The organism is Mycobacterium sp. 1274761.0, from assembly GCF_001668615.1.
Lineage (GTDB): Bacteria > Actinomycetota > Actinomycetes > Mycobacteriales > Mycobacteriaceae > Mycobacterium.
Map to the genome: position 1 here is coordinate 113,657 of NZ_LZMC01000109.1, position 25,919 is coordinate 139,575.

Consider the following 25,919-nt stretch of genomic DNA (forward strand, 5'->3'; position numbering starts at 1 on the left):
ATCGGTGAAACGGGGCGAGGGCTCCGCTTGTTACGACTATTCGGAACGCGCGCCCCGTTTGATTATTCCCAGAGGTGATCAGTGACCGATCCGGACCGGCCGCTGCGTGCGGACGCGGCGCGTAACCGCGCCCGCGTACTGCAGGTCGCCTACGACACCTTCGCCGCCGACGGGCTGTCGGTGCCCATCGACGAGATCGCCCGGCGAGCCGGTGTCGGCGCGGGCACTGTGTACCGCCACTTCCCGACCAAGGAAGAGCTCTACCGGGCCGTGGTCGAGGACCGGATCAACCGGATCGTCGACGAGGGTCGCCACTTGCTGGACGGCGGCGACCCGGAAGCACTGTTCATCCTGCTGCGGTCGCTCGTGCTGCGGTGGGGCGCCACGGACCGCGGCCTGGCCGAGGCACTCGCCGGGGTGGGCATCGACATCAAAACGGCCATGCCCGAGGCCGAAGAGAGGTTCCTTCAACTCCTCGACGACTTGGTGGAACACGGGCAGAAAGCGGGCACTGTCCGTTCCGACGTGAGCGGTCGAGACGTCAAAGCGATTCTCAACGGCGGCCTGGCGATGCAGGCAAGTCAGCCCGACGCGGCGAGCCGGCTCACCGAGGTGATTCTCGATGGTCTTCGCTCGCGGTGAACAGGCGGTAACCGGTATTCGATCGACCTTGCACTCTCCCTGGTCGAGTGCTAAGAATGCAGTTGGCACTCGCGACCGGTGAGTGCTAGGTCGGGACGGTGAGGCCGGGGCCGCGGACGCGGGGCACATCCCCAGCCGTCCGTCGCGGGCACTGCTCCCGGCCATAGACGTGCCATCCCCAATCCGGAGGAACACTTCGCAATGGCCAAGACAATTGCGTATGACGAAGAGGCCCGTCGCGGCCTCGAGCGGGGCCTCAACAGCCTCGCCGACGCGGTAAAGGTGACGTTGGGTCCCAAGGGTCGCAACGTCGTTCTGGAGAAGAAGTGGGGCGCCCCCACGATCACCAACGACGGTGTGTCCATCGCCAAGGAGATCGAGCTGGAGGACCCCTACGAGAAGATCGGCGCTGAGCTGGTCAAAGAGGTCGCCAAGAAGACCGACGACGTCGCCGGAGATGGAACGACGACGGCAACGGTTTTGGCCCAGGCGCTTGTGCGCGAGGGTCTGCGCAACGTGGCGGCGGGCGCCAACCCGCTCGGCCTGAAGCGCGGCATCGAGAAGGCCGTCGAGAAGGTCACCGAAACACTGCTGAAGTCGGCCAAGGAGGTCGAGACCAAGGAGCAGATCGCTGCGACCGCGGGCATCTCGGCCGGCGACGCGTCCATCGGTGAATTGATCGCCGAGGCCATGGACAAGGTCGGTAACGAGGGCGTCATCACCGTCGAGGAGTCCAACACCTTCGGCCTGCAGCTGGAGCTCACCGAGGGTATGCGCTTCGATAAGGGCTACATCTCGGGTTACTTCGTGACCGACGCCGAGCGTCAGGAAGCCGTCCTCGAGGATCCCTACATCCTGCTCGTCAGCTCGAAGGTGTCGACGGTCAAGGATCTGCTTCCGCTGCTGGAGAAGGTCATCCAGTCCGGCAAGCCGTTGCTGATCATCGCCGAGGACGTCGAGGGCGAGGCCCTGTCCACGCTCGTCGTCAACAAGATCCGCGGCACCTTCAAGTCCGTCGCGGTCAAGGCGCCCGGTTTCGGTGACCGTCGTAAGGCGATGCTGCAGGACATGGCGATCCTCACCGGTGGCCAGGTCATCAGCGAAGAGGTCGGCCTCTCCCTGGAGACCGCAGGCATCGAGCTGCTCGGCCGCGCCCGCAAGGTCGTCGTCACCAAGGACGAGACCACGATCGTCGAGGGCGCCGGCGACGGCGATGCCATCGCCGGTCGCGTGGCGCAGATCCGCAGCGAGATCGAGAACAGCGACTCCGACTACGATCGCGAGAAGCTGCAGGAGCGCCTGGCCAAGCTGGCCGGCGGTGTTGCGGTGATCAAGGCCGGCGCCGCCACCGAGGTGGAGCTCAAGGAGCGCAAGCACCGCATCGAGGACGCCGTGCGCAACGCGAAGGCGGCCGTCGAGGAGGGCATCGTCGCCGGCGGTGGCGTGGCCCTGCTGCAGGCCTCGCCCACGCTGGACGACCTGAAGCTCACCGGTGACGAGGCCACCGGCGCCAACATCGTCAAGGTTGCGCTGGAGGCCCCGCTGAAGCAGATCGCCTTCAACTCGGGTCTGGAGCCCGGCGTCGTCGCCGAGAAGGTCCGCAACTCCGATGCGGGCACCGGCCTCAACGCCGCCACCGGCGAGTACGAGGACCTGCTCAAGGCGGGCGTCGCCGACCCGGTCAAGGTGACCCGTTCAGCGCTGCAGAATGCCGCGTCCATCGCGGCGCTGTTCCTGACGACCGAGGCGGTCGTCGCAGACAAGCCGGAAAAGGCCGCCGCACCCGTCGGCGACCCCACCGGTGGTATGGGCGGCATGGACTTCTAACCAGTCCTTCGTTCAACGAAAAGGCCCGGCCCCCAGAAGGGGTCGGGTTTTTTCGTGTGGTCGACACTGTGCCCGACACAATGTCACCCTGAGAACGCCGTCGCGGCTATATATGCATGGTGACGCTCTCAGGCTGACGTTGTGGTTGGCCCCCGATGCGCGCGGCGGCGGATAACGGTGAGAATGTCGGAGAACACCATGCCCCAGCGGTGAACCACATCCTCATAGGTCAGCCGCATCACCAGATACCCCCGCCCGGTCGCGACTCTGTCCCGTGTCCTGTCCGTCTGGTATGTGGACAGGTGGTGCTCACGGCTGTCGGCTTCGATGATCAGACGATCGCCGACCAGAAGGTCGACGCGCCCCACTCCCGCAATCACCACTTGAGTCCGCAGCTGAATTCCCGCGGCCCGCAGTCGCAATCGGATCATCGTCTCCGTACCCGACTCGCTCGTCGGGTCGCACCGCTCGGCAAGATTCAGGTGTGCAAAGCGCGACGCTGCCACAACCGATCTCGCGTCGGCCATGTCGATGATCCGTTTGTTCAGCATCGAGTCCAGCACGACGATCAGTCCCTCCGGTTCGAGACAGTTCGCTGCTGCCGTCACGGCGATTTCCATCGGGTCGATCGCGCTGAGGATGGGTGGGTCAAGACGGTACGGGTGGCACGATCGAACTCCCGGGTTCGACCGGCGTGCCCTAGCGGAGTAGCGGACGTGCAATCCGGAATCGGGAACCCAGACCCGGCGGAGACGCAAAGCTGACACGCAACTCAGCACACCGCCCGCCGAGACGGCGCGGACGACATGAGGGTTTGCAGACGGACTGGCGTACCAATTCCGCCGCAGCGAAAGCCAGCCCTGCGCAGGCATTTTCCTGATCTGCGAACGCGGCCACCCCGCCGCGCACATCTGCGCCGCGGACACAACTCCGCCATTAGCTGCCCGCACGCGATCGATGTCCACTGATCCATCGCAGCCCATGACCACGACGGTTGAAAGGGCGCCGCGGTCAAGCTGTGGATAACGCGGCTACTCCTTGAGCGGCACGCAGTCGTGCAGCCCGTCGGGGCTCGTGGCGGAGTCGGACTTCGCCTTGCGGTGCAGCACCGCCCGCGTAGGGTCGACCGTCAACGTGTCATCGGATGAGTGCGCGCGGCCGTCGACGATCAGCGAGTAGCCGTCAGGATCGCGTGGTGGCCAGAGGATCGACACGTCGCGGTGGCTCGCCGCGTTCTCGCGAGTGTGCTTGCCGACCGTGCCGATCTCGAAGTGTCCGTCGGTCAGCACGGGTTCGACCGCGACGGTGTGCGCGCGGAAGTCGTCGCCGACTGTGATCAGGTATCCGAAGGTGAAGTCGCGCAACACGTCGGCCAGCCGATCGAGATCAACCTTCACGCTCATGCTGGAAGAATAATCCTCCGCGGCGATGCGTTAGCGTCTGTTATGCCCCCCGCCACGTCATTGCCACCGCCGTCGCCGACCTCCACTGCCGTCGTCACCGGGGCCTCATCCGGTATCGGCGCCGACATCGCAAGGGAGTTGGCGGTCCGCGGCCACGGCGTGACGCTGGTCGCCCGCCGCGAGGACAAACTGCGCGCGCTCGCAGATGAACTCGGCACATCGGTGCGGGTCGAGGTGATCGCGTGCGACGTCGCCGACGCCGACGCGCGTGGGCATCTGCTCGACGCCGTCGCCGACCGCGGGCTGACCGTCGAGATCCTCGTCAACAACGCCGGCGTCGGCACCATCGGCTCGATCACGAAGACCGAGGTCGCCGACGAGATCGCCCAGGTGCGCGTCAACGTCGAGGCCGTCATCGACCTGACTACCCGCGCCGTGCAACAGATGGTGCCGCGCGGCCGCGGCGCCATCCTCAACGTCGGGTCCACCGCGGGCTATCACCCGTTTCCCGGGCAGAGCGGCTATGCGGCCACCAAGGCGTTCGTGAAGACCTACACCGAAGGCGTTCGCGGAGAGCTGGCGGGCACCGGTGTCACCGTCGCCATGCTCGCGCCTGGTCCGGTGCGAACCGAGTTCCTGCAAGCCGCGGGCATGGACGAGGAGAAGTTCGCCGCGGCGTTCCCGAAGTTCCTGTGGATGCCGTCGCGCGACGTCGCACGCATCGGTGTCGAAGCGCTCGAACACGATCGCGGCATCGTGATCGCGGGCAAGCGCAATGTGGTGAGTACCCGCTTCATGCAGGCACTTCCGCGGCCGCTACTGCTCAACACGCTGCGCAAGCAGCATCCCGGCCTGCGCCGCGACCTCCGCTCAGCCCGCTGACTTCACTCGCTCCTCACGTGCGCACTGGCCAGCGCCGCATCCACCCCTCGACGGGCAGCGCCAGCGCGTTGCACAGCGTGCAGATCGTCCGATACCAGCCGACTGCGATCAGCAGTTCCATCCGCTGCTCGTCGTCGAGGTGCTCGCCGAGCGCACGCCAGGTCGGCTCCGACCACGAGCCGGTGGCTTCCAACTCGTCGACGGCGTCGATCAATACCCGCTCGCTCGCGGTCCAGCCGATGTCCTTCCCGGTGACCAGCGCGTCGCACTCGTCGTCGCTGACCCCGGCGATCGGCCCCCAAAACGCCGCCTGCCCACCCCACTCGTACTCGCAGCAAATCAGCGCGCACATGCGCAGGATCGCGATCGTCCGGGTCCGCGCGGGCAGCCGCGCCTCGACGTAGAGCGCCTCGCCCAGCTTGCGCAGCCGAGCGGCGAGCGCCGGATGACGTTGCAGGCAGCGCACCAGCAGCAATGGTTCGTACGTGCGGTCGGGGTGACCCCAGCTGTTGATCTCCTCGGCGTCGCGCTCACTCCACGGCGGCGCCAGCGGCGCGATGCGCGTCATGCCGACGCCGGTGCGGCCTGGCGGCCGCGCACCAGCCTGCCGGGGCGGGCGTCGGTGGGCACCCCGTTCTCGGTGATGATCTCGCCCGAGACGATCGTCGCGACGTAGCCGTCGGCGGTCTGGTCGAGGCGGCGCCCACCGGCGGGCAGGTCGTAGGCGACTGTCGGCTTGTGCAGCCGCAACGCATCCTGGTCGATGATGTTCAGATCCGCCTTGTAGCCCACCGCAATTCGGCCTCGGTCGGCCAGGCCCGCCACCCGCGCGGGTACCGATGTCAGCTCGCGGACTGCCTCGGCGACGCTCAACCGGCCTGATGCCCGATCACGCACCCAGTGCGTGAGCATGTAGGTGGGAAAGCTTGCGTCACAGATCATTCCGTAGTGGGCGCCGCCGTCGCCGAGGCCAAGAACGACGTCCTCGCGGCGCACGAGTTCGGCGACGGTGTCCAGTGACGCGTCGCGGAAGTTGGCCAGGGTGACCAGGAGCATGGCGTGCCCGTCATCGTCGAGCAGTCGGTCGTAGGCCTCCTCGAGCGGGCTGACGCCGCGGGCCGCGGCCCGCGCGGCGATGCTGTCCGACGGGGAGGGCTCGTAGTTCGGCGGATCGCCAAGCGGGAAGATCCAGTTGAACGCCTGCACCGCAAACATCAGCGGGTGCCCGTCGGACGTCGGCTTGTCATTCAGAATGCGTTCGCGCACTTCGGGTTTGCGCATCTCGGCGACCCGCTCCGCCAGGGGTAGGCCGGCAATCTCGCGATAGCTGGGATACATCACGAACGGGTTGCCCGACAGCTCGAGGCCGATCACCAGCCCGATAGGACGCGGGAAGATCTGCGCGGTGATATCGCCGCCATTTTCATTGGCCTTCTCGACCATTCGCAGCGCGTCCTCGAAGAAGGCCGGCCCGGCATTGCCGATCGCCAACGTGAACGTCACCGGCAGCCCGACGTCGGAGGCGACGTCGAACACTGTCTGCAGCGCGGGTTCGTAGTCACCGGCGACGAGGTCGGGCACGAATTGGATCAGGCCGCCGCCGGCATCGGCCACCCCGCGGGCGATCGCCTCGATCTCGTCGTGGCCGGCGTCATAGCTCGGGATCGGATGTCCGCTCTCGGTCTTGTGAATCGTCAGCCGAGACGACGCAAAGCCAAGGGCACCAACGTCGATCGCTTCGGCGGCCAGCTTACGCATAAGCGCGAGGTCTTCGGTCGTGGCAGGCTCCCGATCGACCCCGCGGCGGCCCATCACGTAGACCCGCAGCGGCGAATGGGGCAGAAACGCGGCCACATCGATATCGCGTCGACCCGCATCCAACGCGTCGAGGAATTCAGGGAACGTCTCCCACGTCCACGGCAAGCCGTCGACCATCACAACACCCGGTATGTCCTCGACACCGGCCATCACGTCGACGAGCACCTCGTGGTCCTCGGCGCGGCACGGCGCGAACCCAACACCGCAATTACCCATCACCGCAGTGGTGACACCGTGCGCCGACGACGGCGTCATCCGGTCCGACCAGATGGCCTGGCCGTCGTAATGGGTGTGCAGGTCGACGAATCCGGGCGTGACGAGAAGACCGGTCGCATCAATCTCCCGCGCCGCCTCTCCGTCGACCGAGCCGACGTGCGCTATCACGCCGTCGGCGATCGCCACGTCCCCGACGAACGGCTCACCGCCCAGGCCGTCGACGATCGTGCCGTTGCGAATTATCAGCTCATACGCCATCTGCTGAATGTACGACTGTTCAGCGGCGTCATGCCAGGATGGGGCGGTGATCGATCACCTGGGAATCAACTGTGCCGACTGGGAGAAATCGAAAGCGTTCTACGACGAAGTCCTCGGCGTGCTGGGCTACACCCGGCAGAAGGACTTCCACGTGGCCATTGGCTACGGCCGGGACGGCAAACCCACCTTCTGGATCGGCGATATGAATGTCGGCGACGCGAGCGGGCCGAACCGCGAGGTGCACATCGCGTTCCACGCCAAAGACCGCGACGCGGTGCACGCCTTCTACGACACCGCGCTCAAGCTCGGTGCCGAGTCACTGCACTCCCCGCGGCTGTGGCCTGAGTACCACCCCGGCTACTACGGCGCGTTCGTACGCGATCCCGACGGCAACAACGTGGAAGCGGTCTTCCACGACGCGCCACCGGAGTAACCGGGCCCGAGGCCATGGGGGAGGCCGCGGGTAGCGTCGGACGCATGGCTGACTCCGATGTGCAAGCGGTGCGCGAACTGCTCCGCGACTCCTTCACGCGATTGATCGAACACGTCGACGACCTCACCGACGAACTGACCGACGAGGTCGCGTTCTTTCGTCCGACCGCGCAAGCCAACAGCATCGCCTGGCTGATCTGGCACAGCGCGCGCGTACAGGACCTGCAACTGTGCGACATCGCCGACATCGAGCAGGTGTGGACTCGCGACGGCTGGAAGGACCGGTTCAACCTCGACCTGGAAGGCAACGACTTCGGCTACGGTCACTCGGCCGACGACGTCGGCCGGGTGAAGGTTCCCGCGGATCTCCTGGCCGGTTATTACCACGCAGTGCACAAGGTGACGCTCGAATACATCGCGTCGGTGACCGCCGACGAACTCAGCCGCGTCGTCGACACCAACTGGAACCCGCCCGTGACCGCCAGCGCGCGACTGGTCAGCATCATCGACGACTGCGCCCAGCACCTCGGACAGGCGGCCTACGTTCGCGGCATCGCGTCCTGACGTGACACAGACTGGCCGCACACCGCTGCTGTGGTCGGGGATCGCCGTCGCCGGTATGACCGTGCTCGGCCTCGCCGTGCGCAACGGGTCGACCCCGCTCGACAACTGGTTTCGTAGGTTCGACGACAGCCCGGCCCGCTATCTGCTGTTCTTCACCGACCCGTGGGTCCTGACCTTGGCGACACTGTTCGGCGTCGCCGTCGCGGTCCATCTGCACCGCAACCGACTCGCGGTGGCCATGGTGATCTCCCCCCTTGTCGGGGTCGCGCTCGCCCAACTGTGCAAGCGGCTGATCGACCGGCGCAGCGGCGGAGAGTACGCATACCCGAGCGGCCACACCACCACGGCCGTCGTAGTGCTCGGCATGCTCGTGCTGCTGGCCGGTGCGGCCTGGTGGGCGGTACTTGCGGCGGCGGCCGCGTCGCTGTTCGCGATGATCGGCCAGGGCGTCACCTACCACTACTTCACCGACACCGTAGGTGCGGTGCTGTTGGGCAGCGCCGTGGTCTGCGCCGCCGCCGCGGCCATCAGACTTGACACCCGTCAACCCGACTGCGACGCAGATCACACCGCCGGTTAACATGGCCCTATGACCGCGACGCCAGAAGTTGACTCGCCCTCGTCGGCGACCATCCTCAACCCCGCGACCGGCGACATCGCCGGGCAGGTGCGCTGGACCGACCCCGCCGACGTGCCGCGCATCGCGGCCGGTCTTCGCGAGGCGCAGAAGGAATGGGAGGCGCGCGGCACCAAGGGGCGCGCCAAAGTGCTTGCCCGGTACGCGGTATGGCTCGGTGAGCACCGCGACGAGATCGAGTCGTTGCTGATCAAGGAGACCGGCAAGTCGGCCGTCGACGCGGCACAAGAGGTGCCGCTGCTGATCATGATCCTGTCCTACTACATCAAGACGATGGATAAGGCGCTCGCGCCCGAGACCAGGCCCGCATCACTGCCGTTCCTGGCCATCAAGAAGGTCACCGTGCACTACCGGCCGCGGCCGGTCGTCGGCATCATCGCGCCGTGGAACTACCCCGTGGCCAATGCGCTCATGGATGCCATCGGCGCGTTGGCGGCCGGCTGCTCGGTGCTGCTGAAGCCCTCCGAGCGGACGCCGCTGACCGCCGAGGTGCTGCTGCGGGGCTGGCACGACTCGGGCGCGCCCGAGGTGCTGGCGCTGGCTCAGGGTGCCCGCGAGGTGAGCGAAGCCATCATCGACAATTCCGACTACATCCAGTTCACCGGTTCCTGCGCAACGGGCGCCAAGGTGATGGAACGCGCCGCGCGCCGTCTCATCCCGGTCAGTCTCGAACTCGGCGGCAAGGACCCGATGATCGTGCTGGACGACGCCGACATCGACTTGGCCGCGCACGCCGCGGTGTGGGGGGCGATGTTCAATGCGGGCCAGACGTGCGTGTCGGTCGAGCGGGTGTACGTGCTCGAGTCGGTCTACGACCAGTTCGTCGACGCCGTCGTCCGCGACGTACAGAAGCTGAAAGTCGGTGCGGGGGAGGGCTATCACGTCGGCTCGATGATCGACGACGACCAGGTTGAAGTCACCGACCGGCACGTTCGTGAGGCGCTGGCGGCGGGTGCGAAGGCCCTCACCGGCGGCAAGCGTCCCGACGGCCCCGGCAGCTTCTATCCCCCGACGGTGCTCGTCGACGTCGACCACTCGATGGCCTGCATGACCGAGGAGACGTTCGGCCCGACTCTGCCGATCATGAAGGTGTCGTCGGTGGAAGAGGCGATCCGGCTGGCCAACGACAGCCAGTACGGTCTTTCAGCGGCGGTGTTCTCCAAGAACATCGAGCGGGCGAATGAGATTGCGCTGCACCTCGACTGCGGATGCGTCAACGTCAACGACGTGATCTCCAACCTGATGTGCACCACCGCCCCCATGGGCGGGTGGAAGACCTCAGGCATCGGTGCCCGCTTCGGCGGCGTCGAGGGCTTGCGCAAATACTGCCATATCGAGACCGTGGTCTCACCGCGCACGAACGTCGGCGCCGGCGGTAACTACTACAACAACTCGCATAAGGCGCTGAACCGGATGAACAAGTTGATGACCCGGTTGGCGCTGCTGCGCCCGCGCCGCACCGCGAAGTAGGTCACTTCTCGTTCACGTGGAACGCGTGTTGGCTTCTGCACGCCCAAGCACACGTTTCACGATCCGGCCTGGACGGACATCGAGATCGCGCCGTGGGCCGTCGTCAAGAGCACCGACAAAACGGCGCGCCCGCGTCAACGCCATGCGCCATGTTCTTAGTAAGTTCGACTACGGCAACATGGGCCATGAGGTGGTCGGTCGACCGGACCCCCTCATCGTGGGACGCGCTCTGGCCGACTGGCGCCGCGTCCCCCTGTTTTGGAGGAGGACAGCGTGCGGTTTCTGGCGGCGCTGCTGTTCTGGCTCCTGACGACGGTTCTGCTGGCGGTCGCGGTCCCCGCGACCTGGGCGCAGACGAAGGTGGTCAGCGAGGGCGGCTACGCGGGTCTGGCCGCGAACGCGGCGAAGGACCCCCGCCTGCGGGAGGCGATGGCCTCGGAGCTGACGACGCAGATCACCGAACTGGCCGCCGATAAGGGATATCGGCTGGCCAACCGTGAACTGGTGCATGCGGTGACCGCTGCCTACACCTCGAACCCCGGGTTCCCCGGCCAGTTCGCCCAAGCCAACCGCATCGCGCACCGGTGGATGTTCACCGATTCGGTCCGGCACGATGACAGCTCCGGTGAGGGTGACCGGTGGCTCGTCGACATCGCCCCGATGCTGCGGGATGCCTCGCTGCGCGGCACACTCGGCAACCTCAACCTGGACGTGCCCGACACGGTGATGGTGCCCATCACCGTGCCCGACTCCTCGTCATTGCGGCCGGGGCAGCTCAAGCCGCTGGCGACGTGGGGGCCGTGGGCAAGCATCGGCGTCTGCGTCCTCACCGGGGTGTTCGCCCTGCTGACGCTGGCTGTTGCTCGCACACGTGGTAAAGCGCTTGCAGCCCTTGGGGTTTCGGCGCTGCTCGTGGGCGCGGCGGGATGGGCCGGGCTCGAGGTGGGCAGACGCTATATCGACGACGCACTCAACCGCACCACCGGCAATATCCGCCAAGTGGCTGACGTGATGGTCCATACGGCTGAGGGCAGCCTGCATCAGTGGCTCAACGTCACGCTGATCGTCGGCGTCGGGCTGGTCGTTATCGGCGTTGTCGTCTCGCTGCTCAGTGGCCTGAGCCGCAGCGAATAGAATCTGACCATGCCGTTCGTCACGGACATTCAGGGGCCTGCGCGGCCCGTCCGGGCCTGGCGGCCGCTCGCCGATGGCGTGCTGCGCCGCACCAGCACCATCGACACGCATCCGGACGGAACCGGTATGTCTCCCCGCACGCGAGGAGGGGAAAATTCTTCCGTAGACCTTCGCGGCCGGGACGCCGTCGGCCGACGCGACGGCACCGCCGACGTACTCGGGCAGGTGGGGCTACGCGCGCACCTGACGGGCCGGGTCATCGACCACATCGACGCCGACGACCCTCGGGTCTCGGAGCTGATCGGCAGCAGCGTCGGCGCGGGATTCCGCTCGACGATCGGCAGACTGCTCCCCGACGAGGCGGCGCGTGCCACCCTGCTGCATCTGCTGCTCGACGACTGGGTCGGCGCGGCATTGGTCTCCGGGTATGCGGTGCAGCACATCGCGATCACGAACGGGCTCGAGGAGAAACTGCCCGCCGGGACCGCGGACCATATGGCCGGCATCTGTGCCGGCTTCGCCGAGGATGCGTCGCTCGTCCCGTACGCCAGGCGCAACGGCACGATCCCATCGGTGCACGGGCCCGTGGCGCCGCCGCTGGATACCGAGGGCATGCACGCCGTCGAGCCGTTGCGCGCGCACGGCATGCGCCGATTCCGCCGGCTGGACCTGACGCCGGACGGCGAGTTCGATGCACACTTCCGCGACTCCCACGTCGATGGCCACGGTGTGGAGACCATCGTGCACGAGTACACCGTCACCGGCACGGTCGACGCGTCGGCCAGAGCGGTCACCTCCGCCGCGGCGACCGTGCGGGTGCTGCCGTGGCAGGAATGCCCACGGGCGATTGGAAGCGCCAGTCGCATCGAGGGAATGTCGTTGTCCGAGTTGCGGAACCGCGTGCGCAGCGAGTTCGTCGGCACCAGCACCTGCACGCATCTCAACGACACCCTGCGCGCGATCGCCGACTTGGATGCGCTTATCGCCGCGCGCGGTTGATCAGATCGCTGGCCAGCCGGCGGGCCTGACTGATCGGGTTGGTCGACCGGTGAATCTTGGAGCCGAGTAGTCCGCCGTCGTATAGCAATTGGATGTCGCGGGCCAGCGCAGCGGAATCGGCGCTTCTTCGCAGCCGTCGCCGCCAGGTCAAAGAAGAGCAGGATTCGGTCGCGGCCTGCTCATCGGGCTGAGCCGGACAGCCGAACGCGGAGCCGGACCGCTGGTGGCCTTTCTGCGGATGATCTCACCGCTGTCGTGGACGCCGATCGCCGTGGCGCTCTTCGGCATCGGCAGTCAGCCCGTGATCTTTCTGGTCGCCGCCGCCGCGGTGTGGCCGGTGCTGCTCAACACGGTTGCCGGCATGCAACGCGTCTCGAACAACTCACCGCCGTGGTGCTTCCGGCTGTGCGGGGCTACATTCAGAACGGCCTGCGGCTGGCGCTGGGCGTCGGTTGGGTGGTTTTGGTACCGGCCGAGATGCTCGGTTTGCGTTCGGGTTTGGGGTATCAGATTCTCAACGCGCGATCAGCTCGCCTACGACCAGGTCGTCGCTGTGATCGCTGTCATCGGCGTGCTGGGTTACTTGCTAAACGTCGCGGCCCGTGTGCTGCTGTCTCCAATCAGGGCTCGATGATGTGTGACGGGTCGGGCCGCCGCTCGGGTGGCGCCTGGCTGTAGTCGCCCCACGGGCCGTCGCGGCGCTCGATTGCCGCGCGGACACCCTGGGTCGCGGCTGTGTCGATGAACTGCAGCGCGTCCGGGGTGTTGCGCATCAACCCGTCGAGGATGCCGCCGAGCGTCTGAGTGGACGCCAGGCCCATGTTCTCGTAGGCCTGATTGACAATCAGTTTCTGAGCCTGCAACTGAGACAACGGGATTCGGCACAGCATCGCCGCCACTTCGGCGACGCGTTCTTCGAGGCGCTCGAAGGGGACGGCCTCGTTGATCAGTTCGACGTCGGCGGCCTCTGCTCCGGTGAGTGGTTCGCCGGTCAACGAGTGCCATTTCACCTTGGCCAGGCTCAGCCGGTAGAGCCACATTCCTGTCAGGTAGGCGCCCCACATGCGGGCGTACGGGGTGCCGATTACGGCGTCGTCGCTGGCGATCACGATGTCGGCGCACAGCGCGTAATCGCTTGCGCCACCGACACACCAACCGTGCACCTGGGCGATGACGGGTTTCGATGCGCGCCAGATCGACATGAACTTCTGCGTCGGGCCGGTCTCGCGGGAGCTGACCATCGCGAAATCCTTGCCGGGGTCCCAGCGGCCGTCGGTCGTCATCGCTTCGCGCCAGTGCTGAAAGCCGCCGCCGAAGTCGTAGCCGCCGGAGAACGCGCGACCGGCGCCGCGCAGCACGATCACCTTGATGGCAGGGTCGCGTTCGGCCAGGCCGATGGCGGCCTCGATCTCGTCCGGCATCGGCGGCACGATCGTGTTGAGATGCTCGGGTCGGTTCAGGGTGACGGTGGCGACGGGCGGGTCCGTCTTGTACAGCAGGGTTTCGAAGTCGGGCATGCCTGCAGTATCGCGCTCAGTCATCGTGGTCACCGAGGGCCGGTGGTGGGTCCGGCTGTCTTGGATCGCGCATGAACTCGTAGACCTTGCCGCCGATTTTGATGTGCGACGTGAACCGGTACGCCATCAGAACGAGGACGAGCGCAACTGCCACAGCGACGAACAGCCCTGACCGCCAGTCGGGAAGTTGGGAAACGAACAGCAACATCGCTCCTGTGACAGCGCCTGTCCAGTAGACCCGCCGCTGAATCGATGCTGTTGACACGCGCCGCGATTTCCAAGGCATCATTGCCGCGACGCCGCCGACGACGATCAACGCCAGGCCGACATAACCCAGTGCCTTGCCCGTGGTCAGGTGATCCATCCCGCCATCCCTACCAGGTTCCGCCGCCGCCGGGACCCGCCCCGATGGGCAGCTGCGGATCGAAGAGGCCTCCGATCTCGCCACCGATGTCCGATCCCGCGAAACCGCCGAGCAACCCGCCGATGACCGCGGCGCCCGCGGCGGTGAGGGGTCCGCCGAAAGAGCCGACGGCGGCGCCCGCGCCCATTCCGCCCAGCATGCTGCCGCCCACGCCGCCGACGGCTTCGCCGAGTTCTTGATTGCGTTCGGCGCCACCGTCCAGCCAATCGGAGATCGCCACAGCGAGCTGAATGCCGTTGCCCGCCCAGCCGACTCGTCCGCCCCACTTCGCGAAGAGTTCCGCGTCCGCTTTGGACAGACCGTTGAGCGCGTGCCTGCCCGTCTCGACCGAATCGCCGTACTGTTTGACACCGGTGCCGACGCTGTCGGAAAGCGAACCCACGCCCTGCATCAATTTCTTGATGCCGTCGCTGGAGAAACCGAGGTTGGCAAGCCTTTGCTCGGCGCGATTGATGACCATGGCACGAGCCTGTGTATCAGAGCTGTCCAGAAACGCGGTTGCCGCATCGGGCGACATCGGAGCGGAACCCAGGAGACCTGCCTCCAGCTGTCGCTGAAACTCCAGCCGCGTCTGAGCCAGTTGACGCGCGTCCTTGCCCAGAACCGGATCCAGGGGCAGGGGGCCGACGAACCGGGACATGTTGTAGTCGTCGAGGCGCTCGCCGGCGTACTGCTTGGCGTACGGATTGGCGGCCGGGTCGTTGACCGTGGCGAAGTCGCGTAGCCGTGCGGCTGCGGCCTCTTTATCCGTCGTCATCGGGCCGCCGCTGTTGACCAACTGCTCATCTGCGGCACGCTGGGTGGCGTCGTACTTCTGTGCCGCGCTCTTCGCCTGGTCCTGCGCGGACGGTTCGCCCTGGCCTTCGGCGGCTGCAATCGCATCTATGTCGTAGCCGTCGGCGGCCATGTCGAGCTGTGCTTCATCGAGCTTGGCGCCGTAGGCGTCTCGTACGGCGGTCACCTCGGCGAGCGATTGCTTGGTGGCATCGACGGCGGCGGCCTTCAGCGCGGACCAATCAAGCTGTACGCCGTCGGCCTGCGCTCGGGCAATCTCGGCTGCGATGGTGTTGTCGAGCTGAACCAGGCGGGCGTTGAGGTTGCCGATCGAGACATGGCCGCTGCGTTGGGCTTCGGCGAGGGTGGCTGCGATGTTCTGGAGGTCGGCGGCGACTTTGGACATCTGCTTTTTGTTGAGCTTCAACCACTGCGTCGCGCGACGGATCTCTTCGGCGTCGTTGATCTGGAATTCGGGATCGTCGCGGTCCCAGGCCGCGTCGAACCGCTTCTTGGCCGCGTTGAACTCCTCATCGGTCTCGGTCATACACACGCCGGCATTGTGGAACGACGTGGCCAGTTCCCCGATCTCGCCGGGAGAGCCTGCCTGGATGGTGCTGTCGACTTCCCATGGATCGCCGCCCGCCGCACCGATCAGCTCGCCGACACTCAGGTAGACCAGCTGCGGGTAGTCAGGCATCCGGTACTGCGTCGATGGCGGCCTTATTCTCCGATTCCGTCGTCTCGAACGAGGTCGCTGCGTGGGTCGCCTTATCACCGATGTCGATGAGCGTGCGATGGTTGCCCCGCATCGCTCGCACGTGTGATTGATGGCCCGCGGTCAACGTGCTGTGGAAGACATGGGCCTGGTCGAAATCGCCGAAAATCCCGGCCGGAATCGCGGCCTGTGCCAGCGCGTCCGCCCCGCTCAGTGCCATTTCGCCGGCGTTGCGCGCGACGTCCGCCCCGTCTTTGAGAACGTTGGGTTCCACCCGCATCAGATACTCCGAGATTCGCCGACAGTCGTTTGCTGTAAGCCTACCGCGACTGGTGGCCTGCTCCGCGCACTAAGTGCCCAGCGTGCGGTGCAGGAACTCCATGATCAGCGCCGACCGGAATGCGGTCTGCTTGTTGTCGGCGGCACCAGCGTGACCGCCTTCGGTGTTTTCGTAGTAGTGCACCTGATGTCCGGCCGCCTCCAGCGCTGCGGTCATCTTGCGTGCGTGGCCCGGATGCACCCGGTCGTCGCGGGTGGAGGTGGTCATCAGCAATGGTGGGTAGCGGCGATCCGCCGAGATGTTCTGGTAGGGCGAGTATTCGGAGATGAACGCCCAATCATCCGGATCGTCGGGATTGCCATACTCGGCCACCCACGACGCGCCGGCCAGCAGCAGATGGAAGCGCTTCATGTCCAGCAACGGCACGCTGCACACCAACGCGCCGAACAACTCCGGATACTGCGTCAGCATGACGCCCATCAGCAGCCCGCCGTTACTGCCGCCCTGCGCGCCCAACTGTTCGACGGTGGTGATGCCGCGGCGTACCAAATCCTCTGCGACAGCGGCGAAGTCCTCGGCCACCAGATGGCGGCCCTCTCGCATCGCCTGTGTATGCCAGCCGGGCCCGTACTCGCCGCCGCCGCGAATGTTGGCCATCACATACGTGCCGCCTCGGGCGAGCCACAGCCGGCCCAGCACACCATCGTAGCCAGGGGTCCGCGATACCTCGAATCCGCCGTAGCCACCGAGCAGCGTGGGGCGGGGGCCGGTGTTGTCGCGATGGGTGACGACGAAGTACGGAATCGATGTGCCGTCCTTGGATGCCGCGAAATACTGTGCAACGACGATATTCTCGGCGTCGAAGAAGGATGGCGCCGCTTTGATCTGCTCGAGTGGGCCCTCGACGGGTCCGTGTAGAAGCCGCGACGGCGTGGTGAAGCCGCTGAAGTCCAAAAAGATCTCGTCGGCCAGATCGTCCGTGTCGACAATGACCGCGTTCGTGTTGTCCGGAATGCCGGGTACCGACTCGATGGCCCAGGTGCCGGGGGTCACCGTGTGGACTCTGCTCACGACGTCGGAGAGAGTGACGATGACCAACTTGTCCCTGGTCCACGCGTAGTGGTTGAGGCTCGTGTGCTCGTCAGGTTCGAACACGACATGTAATTCAGCTGTGCCGGAAAGGAAGTCGTCGTAGTCGGCGGCGATCAGCGAACCCGCAGGGTAGGCGCCTGCTGCGGTGTACCAGTCGGAGCGCAGCTCGACGAGAAGCCAGTTGCGGTGCGCTGACACGGTGGCGTCGGTAGGGGCGTCGATGCGAATGAATTCGTCGCCCCGCAGCTCGTAGACCTCGTCGTTGAAGAAATCGATCGCACGGCTGAGCAGGGTCCGCTCGAAACCTGGTGTGCGGTCGCGTGATGCTGCCACCAGCACGTCGGTATGCGCGCCGCTGAACAGCGTCTCGGCCTCGTCGAGCGGTGTTCCGCGCCGCCAGCGTTTGACCAGCCGAGGGTATCCGGACTCGGTCAGCGAGTCCTCGCCCCAGTCCGTGCCGATCAGCACGGCGTTCTGGTCCTCCCAGCTGATTTGGGTCTTGGCTTCGGGCACCTGGAAACCCTCGGCGACGAATTCACCTGTGCGCATGTCGAACTCGCGAACCACTGCGGCGTCCGAGCCGCCGCGCGACAGGCTGATCAGCGCCAGCGAATGGTCGGGCTCGATGACCCGCGCCCCGGCCCACACCCAAGTCTCGTCCTCATCGGCGGCCAACGCGTCGAGATCGATCACCACTTCCCAGTCGGGCGCATCGGTGCGGTAACTGTCCAAAGTGGTGCGGCGCCACAGGCCGCGGGGATTCGCCGCGTCGCGCCAGAAGTTGTACAGCAGGTCGCCGCGGCGGCGGACGTACGGAATTCGGGCGTCGGTGTCGAGCACTTCGAGGGCCTCGCTACGCATCTGCTCGAATTGTTCGTTGCAGAGCTCGGCGAGTGTCGGCTCGTTGTGGCGGCGGACCCAGTCCAGCGCATCCTCGCCGGTGATGTCCTCGAGCCAGAGGTAGGGGTCGTCGCTCACGGCGTCCATTCTGGTGTGCCCTTCGCTGGAACCGACGCGTGGGCGAAGAAATGCGAGTGCAGGGGGTCTCGCTGGCATCGCGTTGTGAGGGGGAGCACAATCGGAACCAATCGGCGAGAAGGAGTCAGTCATGACCGCTTATGCACGTCCGGGTTCATCCGACGCACTGATGTCCTATGAGTCGCGCTACGGCAATTTCATTGGCGGCGAATGGGTGCCGCCCGCCGGTGGCGAGTACTTCGAGAACCCGACCCCGGTGACTGGCCAGCCGTTCTGCGAGATCCCCAGGTCTACCGAGGCCGACATCGACACGGCGCTCGACGCGGCCCACGGAGCGGCCACGGCCTGGGGCAAGACCGCGCCCGCCGAGCGCGCCAACATCCTGAACAAGATCGCCGACCGTATCGAGGAGCACCTCGAATCGCTGGCGCTGGCCGAGGCGTGGGACAACGGCAAGCCCATCCGCGAGACGCTCAACGCCGACCTGCCGCTGGCCGTCGACCACTTCCGCTATTTCGCAGGCGCCATTCGCGCGCAGGAAGGCTCGCTGAGCCAGATCGACGACGACACCGTCGCCTACCACTTCCACGAGCCGCTCGGGGTCGTCGGCCAGATCATTCCGTGGAACTTCCCGATCCTGATGGCCACCTGGAAGCTGGCGCCGGCGCTGGCGGCAGGCAACGCCGTCGTACTCAAACCCGCCGAGCAGACACCGGCGTCGATCCTCTACCTGTTGTCGTTGATCGGCGATCTGCTGCCCGCCGGCGTGCTCAACGTGGTCAACGGATTCGGGTTCGAGGCGGGTAAACCGCTGGCGTCGAGCAACCGCATCGCCAAGATCGCGTTCACCGGGGAAACCACGACCGGGCGCCTGATCATGCAGTACGCCAGCCAGAACCTGATTCCCGTCACACTCGAGCTCGGCGGCAAGAGCCCCAACATCTTCTTCTCCGACGTGATGGCCGCCGGCCCAGAAGGTCAAGACTTCCAGGACAAGGCCCTGGAAGGGTTCACGATGTTCGCCCTCAACCAGGGCGAGGTGTGCACCTGCCCGTCGCGGTCGCTGATCCAGGCCGACATCTACGACGAATTCCTGGAACTGGCGGCCATCCGCACCAAGGCCGTGCGGCAGGGCGACCCGCTGGACACCGAGACGATGATCGGCAGCCAGGCGTCCAACGACCAGCTGGAAAAGGTGTTGTCCTACATCGAGATTGGCAGGGAGGAAGGCGCCCGCGTGGTCACCGGCGGCGAGCGTGCACAACTGGGCGGCGACCTCAACGGCGGCTACTACGTGCAGCCGACGATTTTCGAAGGCAACAACAAGATGCGGATCTTCCAGGAGGAGATCTTCGGGCCGGTGGTGGCGGTGACGTCGTTTAAGGATTACGACGACGCGATCGCGATCGCCAACGACACGCTGTACGGGTTGGGCGCCGGCGTGTGGAGCCGCGACGGCAATGTCGCCTACCGCGCCGGCCGCGACATCAAGGCCGGCCGGGTGTGGACCAACTGCTATCACGCCTATCCTGCTCACGCGGCGTTCGGCGGGTACAAGCAGTCCGGCATCGGCCGCGAGACCCACAAGATGATGCTCGACCACTACCAGCAGACGAAGAACCTGCTGGTGTCCTACAGCAACAAGGCGCAAGGCTTCTTCTGATGGATGTCGAACATGAGCTTGTGCGCGAAAATCCACCCGAAAGTGGTGCACAAGCTCACGCTCGGCCATTGAGGGCGCTGATCACGCGGGCGGCCGCGGACCTGCTGGTCAAACTCCAAGAGCGGCACGGGCCGGTGATGTTCCACCAGTCCGGCGGCTGCTGTGACGGCTCGTCGCCGATGTGTTACCCCGCCGGCGAATTCATCGTGGGCGATCGCGACGTGCTGCTGGGCGTCCTCGATGTCGGCACAGGCGTCCCGGTCTGGATTTCCGGCCCGCAGTTCGAGGCGTGGAAGCACACGCAGCTGGTGATCGACGTGGTGGCGGGCCGCGGCGGCGGGTTCAGCCTGGAGGCGCCGGAGGGCGTGCGATTCCTGTCCCGCGGCCGGGCGTTCACCGAGGACGAGAACCGGCTGCTCGCCCAAAGTCCGCCGCTGACGGGAGCCGACTACGACCGGGGGGAACGGCCCGCACCCGGCGGCACACACGTTGTCGCACAAGCAATTGATGCCTGTCCGTTACCTGGCGCGCCGCGCGTCTAGGGCGGCCTTCCGGGCACTCGGCGTTATCGTCTACAGACGTGATACCCGTTCCACGAGCCTGGTTTTTAGCCAGCGCAATGCTTGTGGGCACCGCGGTCGGTCTGGTGGCGGGAATCGCGGCGACGAAGCTCGTCAGCACACCGGTCCGGCCCGATGTCGTCATTGCGCTGATCGTCGGCGTGCCCAGCCTGTTCGGCATGGTGATGATCCTGCTGTCGCACCGACGCTGGATGACGGCTCTGGGCGCGTTCGTCCTGGCCGTCGCGCCCGGATGGTTCGTTGCACTCGCCACAGTTCAGGTGGTGCACGGTGGCTGAGCAGACCTACCGGGGAACCCGCCGCCATCGCGCACCGATCGGGTGGCATCCCCCGCGCATCAAGCCCGAGACAAACACCGATGCGGACCTGGAGCCCACGGCGCCGTTCACGCCGACGTTCACCGGTGCACTGCCCGCCGTAGCCGAGGAGATCCAGCCCGAGCCCACGCCGGCACCGGTCGCGAAGCACCCGGCCGAGGCATCCCCGCTGAAGCGCTGGACCTTCGTCCTCGTCGTCGCGGCCGTATGGGCGGTGTCCGCGGTCATCGGGCTGGGCCTGTTCTACTGGTGGTTCCATTCGATCAACAAGACGCCCGCGGTATTCGCCGTGCTGGTCTACCTGGTCGTGTGCACCGTCGCGGCCGTGATCGCGGCGACCGTTCCGGACAGACCGGTGCTGTCGGCGCTGGCCATCGCGCTGATGTCGGCGCCGTTTGCGTCGACGGCCTCGGCTGCGGTGCTGTACGGCTACTACTTCTGCGAACACGCAAGCCGCTGTCTGGTAGGAGTGCTGCCCTACTAGTGTTGGCGGGGTGAGCCACTATGACGTCGTTGTTCTCGGAGCAGGCCCAGGCGGATACGTCGCAGCGATCCGCGCCGCGCAGCTGGGGCTGAGCACCGCAGTCGTCGAACCCAAATACTGGGGCGGGGTGTGCCTCAACGTCGGGTGTATCCCGTCGAAAGCGTTGCTGCGCAACGCCGAACTCGCCCACATCTTCACCAAAGAGGCCAAGCAGTTCGGCATCAGCGGGGAGGCGACCTTCGACTACGGGGTCGCCTTCGACCGCAGCCGCAAGGTCGCCGAAGGCCGGGTGGCCGGTGTGCACTTCCTGATGAAGAAGAACAAGATCACCGAGATCCACGGCTACGGCAAATTCAAAGACGACCACACGCTGGAGGTCGAACCGACCGGGGACGACCAGAAAGACGCTGTGACGGTGACGTTCGACAACATCATCATCGCCACCGGCAGCAGCACGCGCCTGGTGCCCGGCACCTCGCTGTCGGACAACGTCGTCACCTACGAAAAGCTGATCATGACGCGCGAGCTGCCCAAGTCCATCGTGATCGCCGGGGCGGGCGCGATCGGCATGGAGTTCGGCTACGTGCTGAAGAACTACGGCGTTGACGTCACCATCGTCGAGTTCCTGCCGCGGGCGCTGCCCAACGAGGACGCCGAGGTGAGTAAGGAAATCGAGAAACAGTTCAAGAAGCTCGGCGTGAAGGTGCTCACCGGCACCAAGGTCGAATCGATCTCCGACAACGGCGGCGACGTCACGGTCACGATCAGTAAAGACGGCAAGTCGGAAGAGCTCAAGGCCGAAAAGGTATTGCAGGCAATCGGTTTCGCGCCCAACATCGAGGGCTACGGTCTGGATAAAGCCGGCGTGCAGATCACCGAGCGCAAGGCGATCGGCATCGACGACTATATGCGTACCAACGTGGGCCACATCTACGCGATCGGCGACGTCACCGGCAAGTTGCAACTCGCGCACGTGGCCGAGGCCCAAGGCGTGGTCGCGGCCGAAACCATCGGCGGCGCAGACACTTTGCCGCTCGGCGACTACCGGATGCTGCCGCGTGCCACGTTCTGCCAGCCGCAGGTTGCCAGCTTCGGCCTGACCGAGGAGCAGGCGCGCGACGAGGGCTATGACGTCAAGGTCGCGAAGTTCCCGTTCACCGCCAACGCCAAGGCGCACGGCGTCGGAGATCCCAGCGGGTTCGTCAAGCTGATCGCGGACGGGAAGTATGGCGAACTGATCGGCGGCCACCTCATCGGCCACGACGTTTCGGAGCTGCTGCCTGAGCTGACGCTTGCGCAGAAGTGGGACCTGACCGCCACCGAGCTCGCCCGCAACGTCCACACCCACCCGACGATGTCGGAGGCGCTGCAGGAGTGCTTCCACGGGCTCGTCGGCCACATGATCAATTTCTGAGCGTGGCCCAGACAGCCGGCTCAGCGAGAGCCATCTGGGTCGCGGGCATCGGCGGCCTGATCATCGGGCACATGCTGTGGCTCGCCGGTATCTCCGCGGCCATTGCGACGCGCACAATCAGCCATTGGGTGCTCGTCGTTGCGGGCTTGTCGTTTGTGCTCGGTGGGGTCGCCGGCTGGCTGGCGTGGCGCGACTATCAAGGCAAGGCCGAGGTGCGAGCGGCGTTTCTGGCCGCGCTGCCGATCTCGCCGGTGCTGCTGTCGCTGGTGGTGCTGGGAGTCACCTACCTGTAGCTGGGCGACCCTAGTCCGAGAAGTCCAGCGGCACCTTCAGCGTGGTAATGGTGGCCGCCAGCCCATCGTATTGCGCTGCCAGCAAGCAGAATTCGATCAGCTGCGCCTTCGTCAGGTGACCGGCCAACCACGCCCACGTCTCGGCGGACACACCGCGGGTGACAACGAACTCGTCGGTGGCGGTGATCAGCGCTCGCTGCCGGTCGGTGAGCCCCTCGGCGTCGGGGCCGGAGAAGATCTTGGCCTGCAACTCCGGTCCGATGCCGCGGCTGCGGGCCAGCCTGCGGTGCTGTTGCAGTTCGTATTCGCAGTCGCGCAGATGGCCGACGCGAAGGATGACGACCTCGGCGTCGCGGACCGGCAGCTTGCTCAGCAGGCCGAGCAACATTGCGCTGTAGGGCAGCCACGCCAAGAACAGCAGCTTGTGCTGACCCAGCACGTTCATCAGGCTGAACCGCGGCGCCCGGATCGTCCGTGCGCCGAGCTTCGCGATCACCCAGTTGATGGGTCCGAGCTCCCGCAACCCGCCGGGTTCGATGCGGGCAGGGACGCTCATGACTGCTTCACCAGATACGGCGACACCGTGCTGCGGTGCTCGTCGAGGTCAAGGGCGCGGCCAAGGGCGGGGAAAGCCCGCTGCGGGCAGTTGTCGCGTTCACACACCCGGCAGCCGGCCCCGATCGGTGTCGCGATATCGCCGGCCAAATCCAGTCCCTCCGAGTAGACGAGCCGGTGTGCATGCCGAATCTCGCAGCCGAGCCCGATCGCGAACGTTTTGCCCGGCTGACCATAGCGCGAGGCGCGACGCTCGACCGTGCGCGCCACCCACATGTAGCTGCGGCCGTCGGGCATCTGCGCGATCTGCACCAGGATCTTCCCCGGATTGGCGAACGTCTCGTAGACGTTCCACAGCGGACAGGTGCCGCCGCTGGAGGAAAAGTGAAAACCCGTGGCCGACTGGCGTTTTGACATGTTGCCAGCTTTGTCGACGCGGACGAACGAGAACGGCACGCCGCGCATCGACGGCCGCTGCAGCGTCGAAAGCCGGTGCGCGATCGTCTCGTAGCTGACTCGGTAGAACGCCGACAGCCGCTCGACGTCGTAGCGGAATTTCTCGGCGACCTCGTGGAACTGGCCGTAGGGCAACACCGTGGCCGCCGCGAAGTAATTGGCCAGCCCCAGCCGGGCCAGTGTCGTCGACTCGTCGCTGGTGAACTTGCCGTCGGCGACCAGCTTGTCGATCAGGTCACCGAACTCCAGGTAGGCCAACTCGGCCGCCATCTTGAACACCTGCTGGCCCGACGAAAGATGGCTGGCCATCTCGAGCCTGCGGGTGACGGGGTCGTAGCGGTGCAACACGTTGTCACCGAAATCGGTGCGCCGCAGGATCTGCACGCCGTGCACCGCACGAAGCCGGTCGGCGAGGTCGCGGGCGAGGTCACCTCGGTGCATACGCAGGTCGATGGTCAGGTCTTCGGCCGCGGTGTCGAGCTCGTGCAGGTAGTTCTGCCGCTGGTAGAAGTAGTCGCGGACTTCCTCGTGCGGCATCGTGATGGACCCGCTACCGCTGCCGTCGGAGTAGCGGTCCTCGGTCGCGGCCGCCAGCTGCATCGTGGTCAGCTGGTAGCGCCGGTGCAGGTTGACCATCGCGCGGGCCAGCGTCGGGTGGGCGTTGACGATATCGGCGATTTCGGCCGGGTCCACATCGATGTCGAGGTCGCGGTCCATCATGACCTCGCGCAGTTCGGCGACCAGCCGGGTGTCGTCCTGCGAGGCGAAGAACGTCGCATCGACACCGAACACCTCGGTGATCCGCAGCAGGACTGCCACGGTCAGCGGGCGCACGTCGTGCTCGATCTGGTTCAGGTAGCTCGGCGAGATGCCGAGCATCTGCGCCAGCGCGGCCTGGCTGAAGCCACGCTCGTTGCGCAGCTGCCGGACCCGGGAGCCGACGAACGTTTTGGCCACGTCACCGAGCATAACCGCCTGCGAAGACGGTCTTCGCATAATTGGCAGCGGCCCCGCTGTGGCAGTATCGGGAACCGTCGGGGTGAGCAGGGGAGAACAACTCGTGGCAGAAACCGCAGGTAGCACCGGTCTGTCGAAGGTACTGATGCCGGTGCCCGACCCGCATCCCGACGTCTTCGATCGGGAGTGGCCGCTGCGGGTCGCCGACATCGACCGGCTGGGCAGGCTGCGCTTCGACGCCGCGTGCCGACACATCCAGGACATCGGCCAGGACCATCTGCGCGAACTCGGCTTCGAGGAAACGCACCCGCTGTGGATCGTGCGGCGCACGATGATCGATCTGATCAAACCGATCGAGTTCCAGGACATCCTGCGGCTGCGCCGCTGGTGTTCGGGCACGTCGAACCGGTGGTGTGAGATGCGGGTGCGGCTCGACGGCCGCCGCGGCGGCCTGATGGAGTCCGAGGCGTTCTGGATCAACATCTCCCGCGAGACGCAGGGGCCGGCGCGCATCGCTGACGACTTCATCGAGGGGCTCAAGCGCACCACCAGCGAGGGCAGGCTGCGGTGGAAGGCCTACCTGAAGCCGGGTAGCCGCGAGGATGCCGCCGAGATCCGCGAATATCCGGTCCGTGTCACCGACATCGACCTGTTCGACCACATGAACAACTCGGTTTACTGGACGGTGGTCGAGGACTACCTGCTGTCCCGCCCGGAAATGATGGAGCAGCCGCTGCGGGTCACCATCGAGCACGACGCGCCGGTGGCGCTCGGCGACAAACTCGAGATCATCGCGCACGTCCACCCGCCGGGTTCGACCGACCGATTCGGCGCCGACCTCACCGATCGGACTGTTACAACGCTCACATATACCGTCGGTGACGAGACCAAAGCCGTCGCTGCGATCTTCGCGTTGTAGACCCTCTCCGTTTAACAGTACGGGCGTACTGACCTGCGGAAATTGGCTACTGATGGGTAACTACTGAACCGGTACAGCCGAACGGTCCCTTCGCAAACTTTGCAGGATCACCGGAGGCGTTAACGAAAATTGGCAATCGGTGGCGCTGGACCTGCTCTTATACCCGGGTGCATTATCGGATTAGCGCAACAGCGAAGTTGTTTGGGCGTTAACAA

At 66.0% G+C, this 25,919-nt stretch carries 27 protein-coding genes and 2 pseudogenes; 18 read left to right on the forward strand and 11 right to left on the reverse strand.

Annotated elements, in window-relative coordinates; translation table 11 throughout:
* The first annotated feature begins 81 nt into the window (after positions 1-81).
* On the forward strand, positions 82-642 hold the full coding sequence (locus tag A5651_RS22565) for a TetR/AcrR family transcriptional regulator (protein WP_066986311.1): 561 nt from the start codon (positions 82-84) through the stop codon (positions 640-642).
* A gap of 201 nt (positions 643-843) precedes the next feature.
* The gene (gene groL / locus A5651_RS22570; protein ID WP_066986316.1) at positions 844-2,469 is read left to right on the forward strand and encodes a chaperonin GroEL; all 1,626 of its coding nucleotides are present in this window, start codon (positions 844-846) and stop codon (positions 2,467-2,469) included.
* 128 nt (positions 2,470-2,597) lie between these two features.
* Here the strand turns inward: groL and A5651_RS26130 are convergent, their stop codons facing one another.
* Positions 2,598-3,077, reverse strand: a complete 480-nt coding sequence (locus A5651_RS26130; protein ID WP_231988792.1) for an endonuclease domain-containing protein — start codon at positions 3,075-3,077, stop codon at positions 2,598-2,600.
* Positions 3,078-3,500: 423 nt separating this feature from the next.
* Positions 3,501-3,872 (reverse strand): hypothetical protein, encoded by a 372-nt coding sequence (locus A5651_RS22580; protein WP_066986321.1) that lies wholly within the window; start codon positions 3,870-3,872, stop codon positions 3,501-3,503.
* Between the two features lie 42 nt (positions 3,873-3,914).
* Here A5651_RS22580 and A5651_RS22585 point away from each other — a divergent pair, with 42 nt between their 5' ends.
* Complete coding sequence (locus tag A5651_RS22585) at positions 3,915-4,754, forward strand: SDR family oxidoreductase (RefSeq protein WP_066986324.1); 840 nt, start codon at positions 3,915-3,917, stop codon at positions 4,752-4,754.
* Between the two features lie 13 nt (positions 4,755-4,767).
* Here A5651_RS22585 and A5651_RS22590 read toward each other — a convergent pair whose 3' ends face one another.
* Positions 4,768-5,322 (reverse strand): carboxymuconolactone decarboxylase family protein, encoded by a 555-nt coding sequence (locus A5651_RS22590; protein ID WP_066986326.1) that lies wholly within the window; start codon positions 5,320-5,322, stop codon positions 4,768-4,770.
* Positions 5,319-7,046: an amidohydrolase family protein gene (locus tag A5651_RS22595; protein WP_066986329.1), complete on the reverse strand. Its 1,728-nt coding sequence runs from the start codon at positions 7,044-7,046 to the stop codon at positions 5,319-5,321. The genes A5651_RS22590 and A5651_RS22595 overlap by 4 nt, the downstream gene beginning before the upstream one ends.
* A 46-nt stretch (positions 7,047-7,092) precedes the next feature.
* On the opposite strand from A5651_RS22595, the gene A5651_RS22600 reads away from it, so the two are divergent.
* The 8 genes and pseudogenes from A5651_RS22600 to A5651_RS22630 all read left to right on the forward strand — a co-directional run.
* Positions 7,093-7,479 (forward strand): VOC family protein, encoded by a 387-nt coding sequence (locus A5651_RS22600; protein WP_066986331.1) that lies wholly within the window; start codon positions 7,093-7,095, stop codon positions 7,477-7,479.
* A gap of 44 nt (positions 7,480-7,523) precedes the next feature.
* Entirely contained in the window at positions 7,524-8,042 is a 519-nt protein-coding gene (locus tag A5651_RS22605; protein ID WP_066986335.1) for a mycothiol transferase, read from the forward strand.
* A 1-nt stretch (position 8,043) separates the two neighbouring features.
* Positions 8,044-8,622, forward strand: coding sequence for a PA-phosphatase (locus A5651_RS22610; protein ID WP_231988793.1), 579 nt, complete (start codon positions 8,044-8,046; stop codon positions 8,620-8,622).
* A 9-nt stretch (positions 8,623-8,631) separates the two neighbouring features.
* Positions 8,632-10,149: an aldehyde dehydrogenase family protein gene (locus A5651_RS22615; RefSeq protein WP_066986337.1), complete on the forward strand. Its 1,518-nt coding sequence runs from the start codon at positions 8,632-8,634 to the stop codon at positions 10,147-10,149.
* A 66-nt stretch (positions 10,150-10,215) separates the two neighbouring features.
* Positions 10,216-10,387 (forward strand): annotated as a pseudogene (locus A5651_RS26135) (polyphosphate kinase 2); the annotation flags it as partial.
* 35 nt (positions 10,388-10,422) lie between these two features.
* Positions 10,423-11,283, forward strand: coding sequence for a hypothetical protein (locus tag A5651_RS22620; protein WP_066986640.1), 861 nt, complete (start codon positions 10,423-10,425; stop codon positions 11,281-11,283).
* A 9-nt stretch (positions 11,284-11,292) separates the two neighbouring features.
* Positions 11,293-12,282: a DUF2889 domain-containing protein gene (locus tag A5651_RS22625; protein ID WP_066986340.1), complete on the forward strand. Its 990-nt coding sequence runs from the start codon at positions 11,293-11,295 to the stop codon at positions 12,280-12,282.
* Between the two features lie 172 nt (positions 12,283-12,454).
* Positions 12,455-12,916 (forward strand): annotated as a pseudogene (locus A5651_RS22630) (ABC transporter permease); the annotation flags it as partial.
* On the opposite strand, the gene A5651_RS22635 reads toward A5651_RS22630, so the two are convergent.
* From A5651_RS22635 to A5651_RS22655, 5 genes are all read right to left on the reverse strand, one after another.
* The gene (locus A5651_RS22635) at positions 12,903-13,799 is read right to left on the reverse strand and encodes a crotonase/enoyl-CoA hydratase family protein (RefSeq protein ID WP_156663126.1); all 897 of its coding nucleotides are present in this window, start codon (positions 13,797-13,799) and stop codon (positions 12,903-12,905) included. The pseudogene A5651_RS22630 and the gene A5651_RS22635 overlap by 14 nt on opposite strands.
* A gap of 16 nt (positions 13,800-13,815) precedes the next feature.
* The gene (locus tag A5651_RS22640) at positions 13,816-14,163 is read right to left on the reverse strand and encodes a hypothetical protein (protein WP_066986348.1); all 348 of its coding nucleotides are present in this window, start codon (positions 14,161-14,163) and stop codon (positions 13,816-13,818) included.
* A 10-nt stretch (positions 14,164-14,173) separates the two neighbouring features.
* Positions 14,174-15,697, reverse strand: a complete 1,524-nt coding sequence (locus A5651_RS22645; protein WP_066986351.1) for a hypothetical protein — start codon at positions 15,695-15,697, stop codon at positions 14,174-14,176.
* Positions 15,690-15,995, reverse strand: a complete 306-nt coding sequence (locus A5651_RS22650) for a DUF2563 family protein (RefSeq protein WP_066986354.1) — start codon at positions 15,993-15,995, stop codon at positions 15,690-15,692. Before A5651_RS22650 ends, A5651_RS22645 begins: the two co-directional genes overlap by 8 nt.
* Before the next feature lie 69 nt (positions 15,996-16,064).
* Positions 16,065-18,074, reverse strand: coding sequence for a prolyl oligopeptidase family protein (locus A5651_RS22655; protein WP_066986356.1), 2,010 nt, complete (start codon positions 18,072-18,074; stop codon positions 16,065-16,067).
* A gap of 121 nt (positions 18,075-18,195) precedes the next feature.
* On the opposite strand from A5651_RS22655, the gene adh reads away from it, so the two are divergent.
* The 6 genes from adh to A5651_RS22685 all read left to right on the forward strand — a co-directional run bounded on the left by adh (position 18,196) and on the right by A5651_RS22685 (position 22,817).
* The gene (adh, locus tag A5651_RS22660) at positions 18,196-19,728 is read left to right on the forward strand and encodes an aldehyde dehydrogenase (protein ID WP_066986359.1); all 1,533 of its coding nucleotides are present in this window, start codon (positions 18,196-18,198) and stop codon (positions 19,726-19,728) included.
* The gene (locus tag A5651_RS22665) at positions 19,728-20,270 is read left to right on the forward strand and encodes a DUF779 domain-containing protein (RefSeq protein ID WP_066986362.1); all 543 of its coding nucleotides are present in this window, start codon (positions 19,728-19,730) and stop codon (positions 20,268-20,270) included. The genes adh and A5651_RS22665 overlap by 1 nt, the downstream gene beginning before the upstream one ends.
* A gap of 38 nt (positions 20,271-20,308) precedes the next feature.
* Positions 20,309-20,587: a putative holin gene (locus A5651_RS22670; protein WP_066986365.1), complete on the forward strand. Its 279-nt coding sequence runs from the start codon at positions 20,309-20,311 to the stop codon at positions 20,585-20,587.
* On the forward strand, positions 20,580-21,110 hold the full coding sequence (locus A5651_RS22675) for a hypothetical protein (RefSeq protein WP_231988795.1): 531 nt from the start codon (positions 20,580-20,582) through the stop codon (positions 21,108-21,110). Before A5651_RS22670 ends, A5651_RS22675 begins: the two co-directional genes overlap by 8 nt.
* A 10-nt stretch (positions 21,111-21,120) precedes the next feature.
* Positions 21,121-22,524: a dihydrolipoyl dehydrogenase gene (lpdA, locus tag A5651_RS22680; protein WP_066986368.1), complete on the forward strand. Its 1,404-nt coding sequence runs from the start codon at positions 21,121-21,123 to the stop codon at positions 22,522-22,524.
* A gap of 71 nt (positions 22,525-22,595) precedes the next feature.
* Entirely contained in the window at positions 22,596-22,817 is a 222-nt protein-coding gene (locus A5651_RS22685) for a hypothetical protein (RefSeq protein WP_066986646.1), read from the forward strand.
* A gap of 10 nt (positions 22,818-22,827) precedes the next feature.
* Here the strand turns inward: A5651_RS22685 and A5651_RS22690 are convergent, their stop codons facing one another.
* Entirely contained in the window at positions 22,828-23,373 is a 546-nt protein-coding gene (locus tag A5651_RS22690; protein WP_066986371.1) for a carboxymuconolactone decarboxylase family protein, read from the reverse strand.
* Positions 23,370-24,785 (reverse strand): acetate metabolism transcriptional regulator RamB, encoded by a 1,416-nt coding sequence (gene ramB / locus A5651_RS22695; protein WP_066986649.1) that lies wholly within the window; start codon positions 24,783-24,785, stop codon positions 23,370-23,372. Before ramB ends, A5651_RS22690 begins: the two co-directional genes overlap by 4 nt.
* 145 nt (positions 24,786-24,930) lie before the next feature.
* On the opposite strand from ramB, the gene A5651_RS22700 reads away from it, so the two are divergent.
* A complete protein-coding gene (locus tag A5651_RS22700) occupies positions 24,931-25,704 on the forward strand; it encodes an acyl-[acyl-carrier-protein] thioesterase (protein ID WP_082943931.1) in 774 nt (257 codons plus the stop codon).
* The last annotated feature ends 215 nt before the right edge of the window (positions 25,705-25,919 follow it).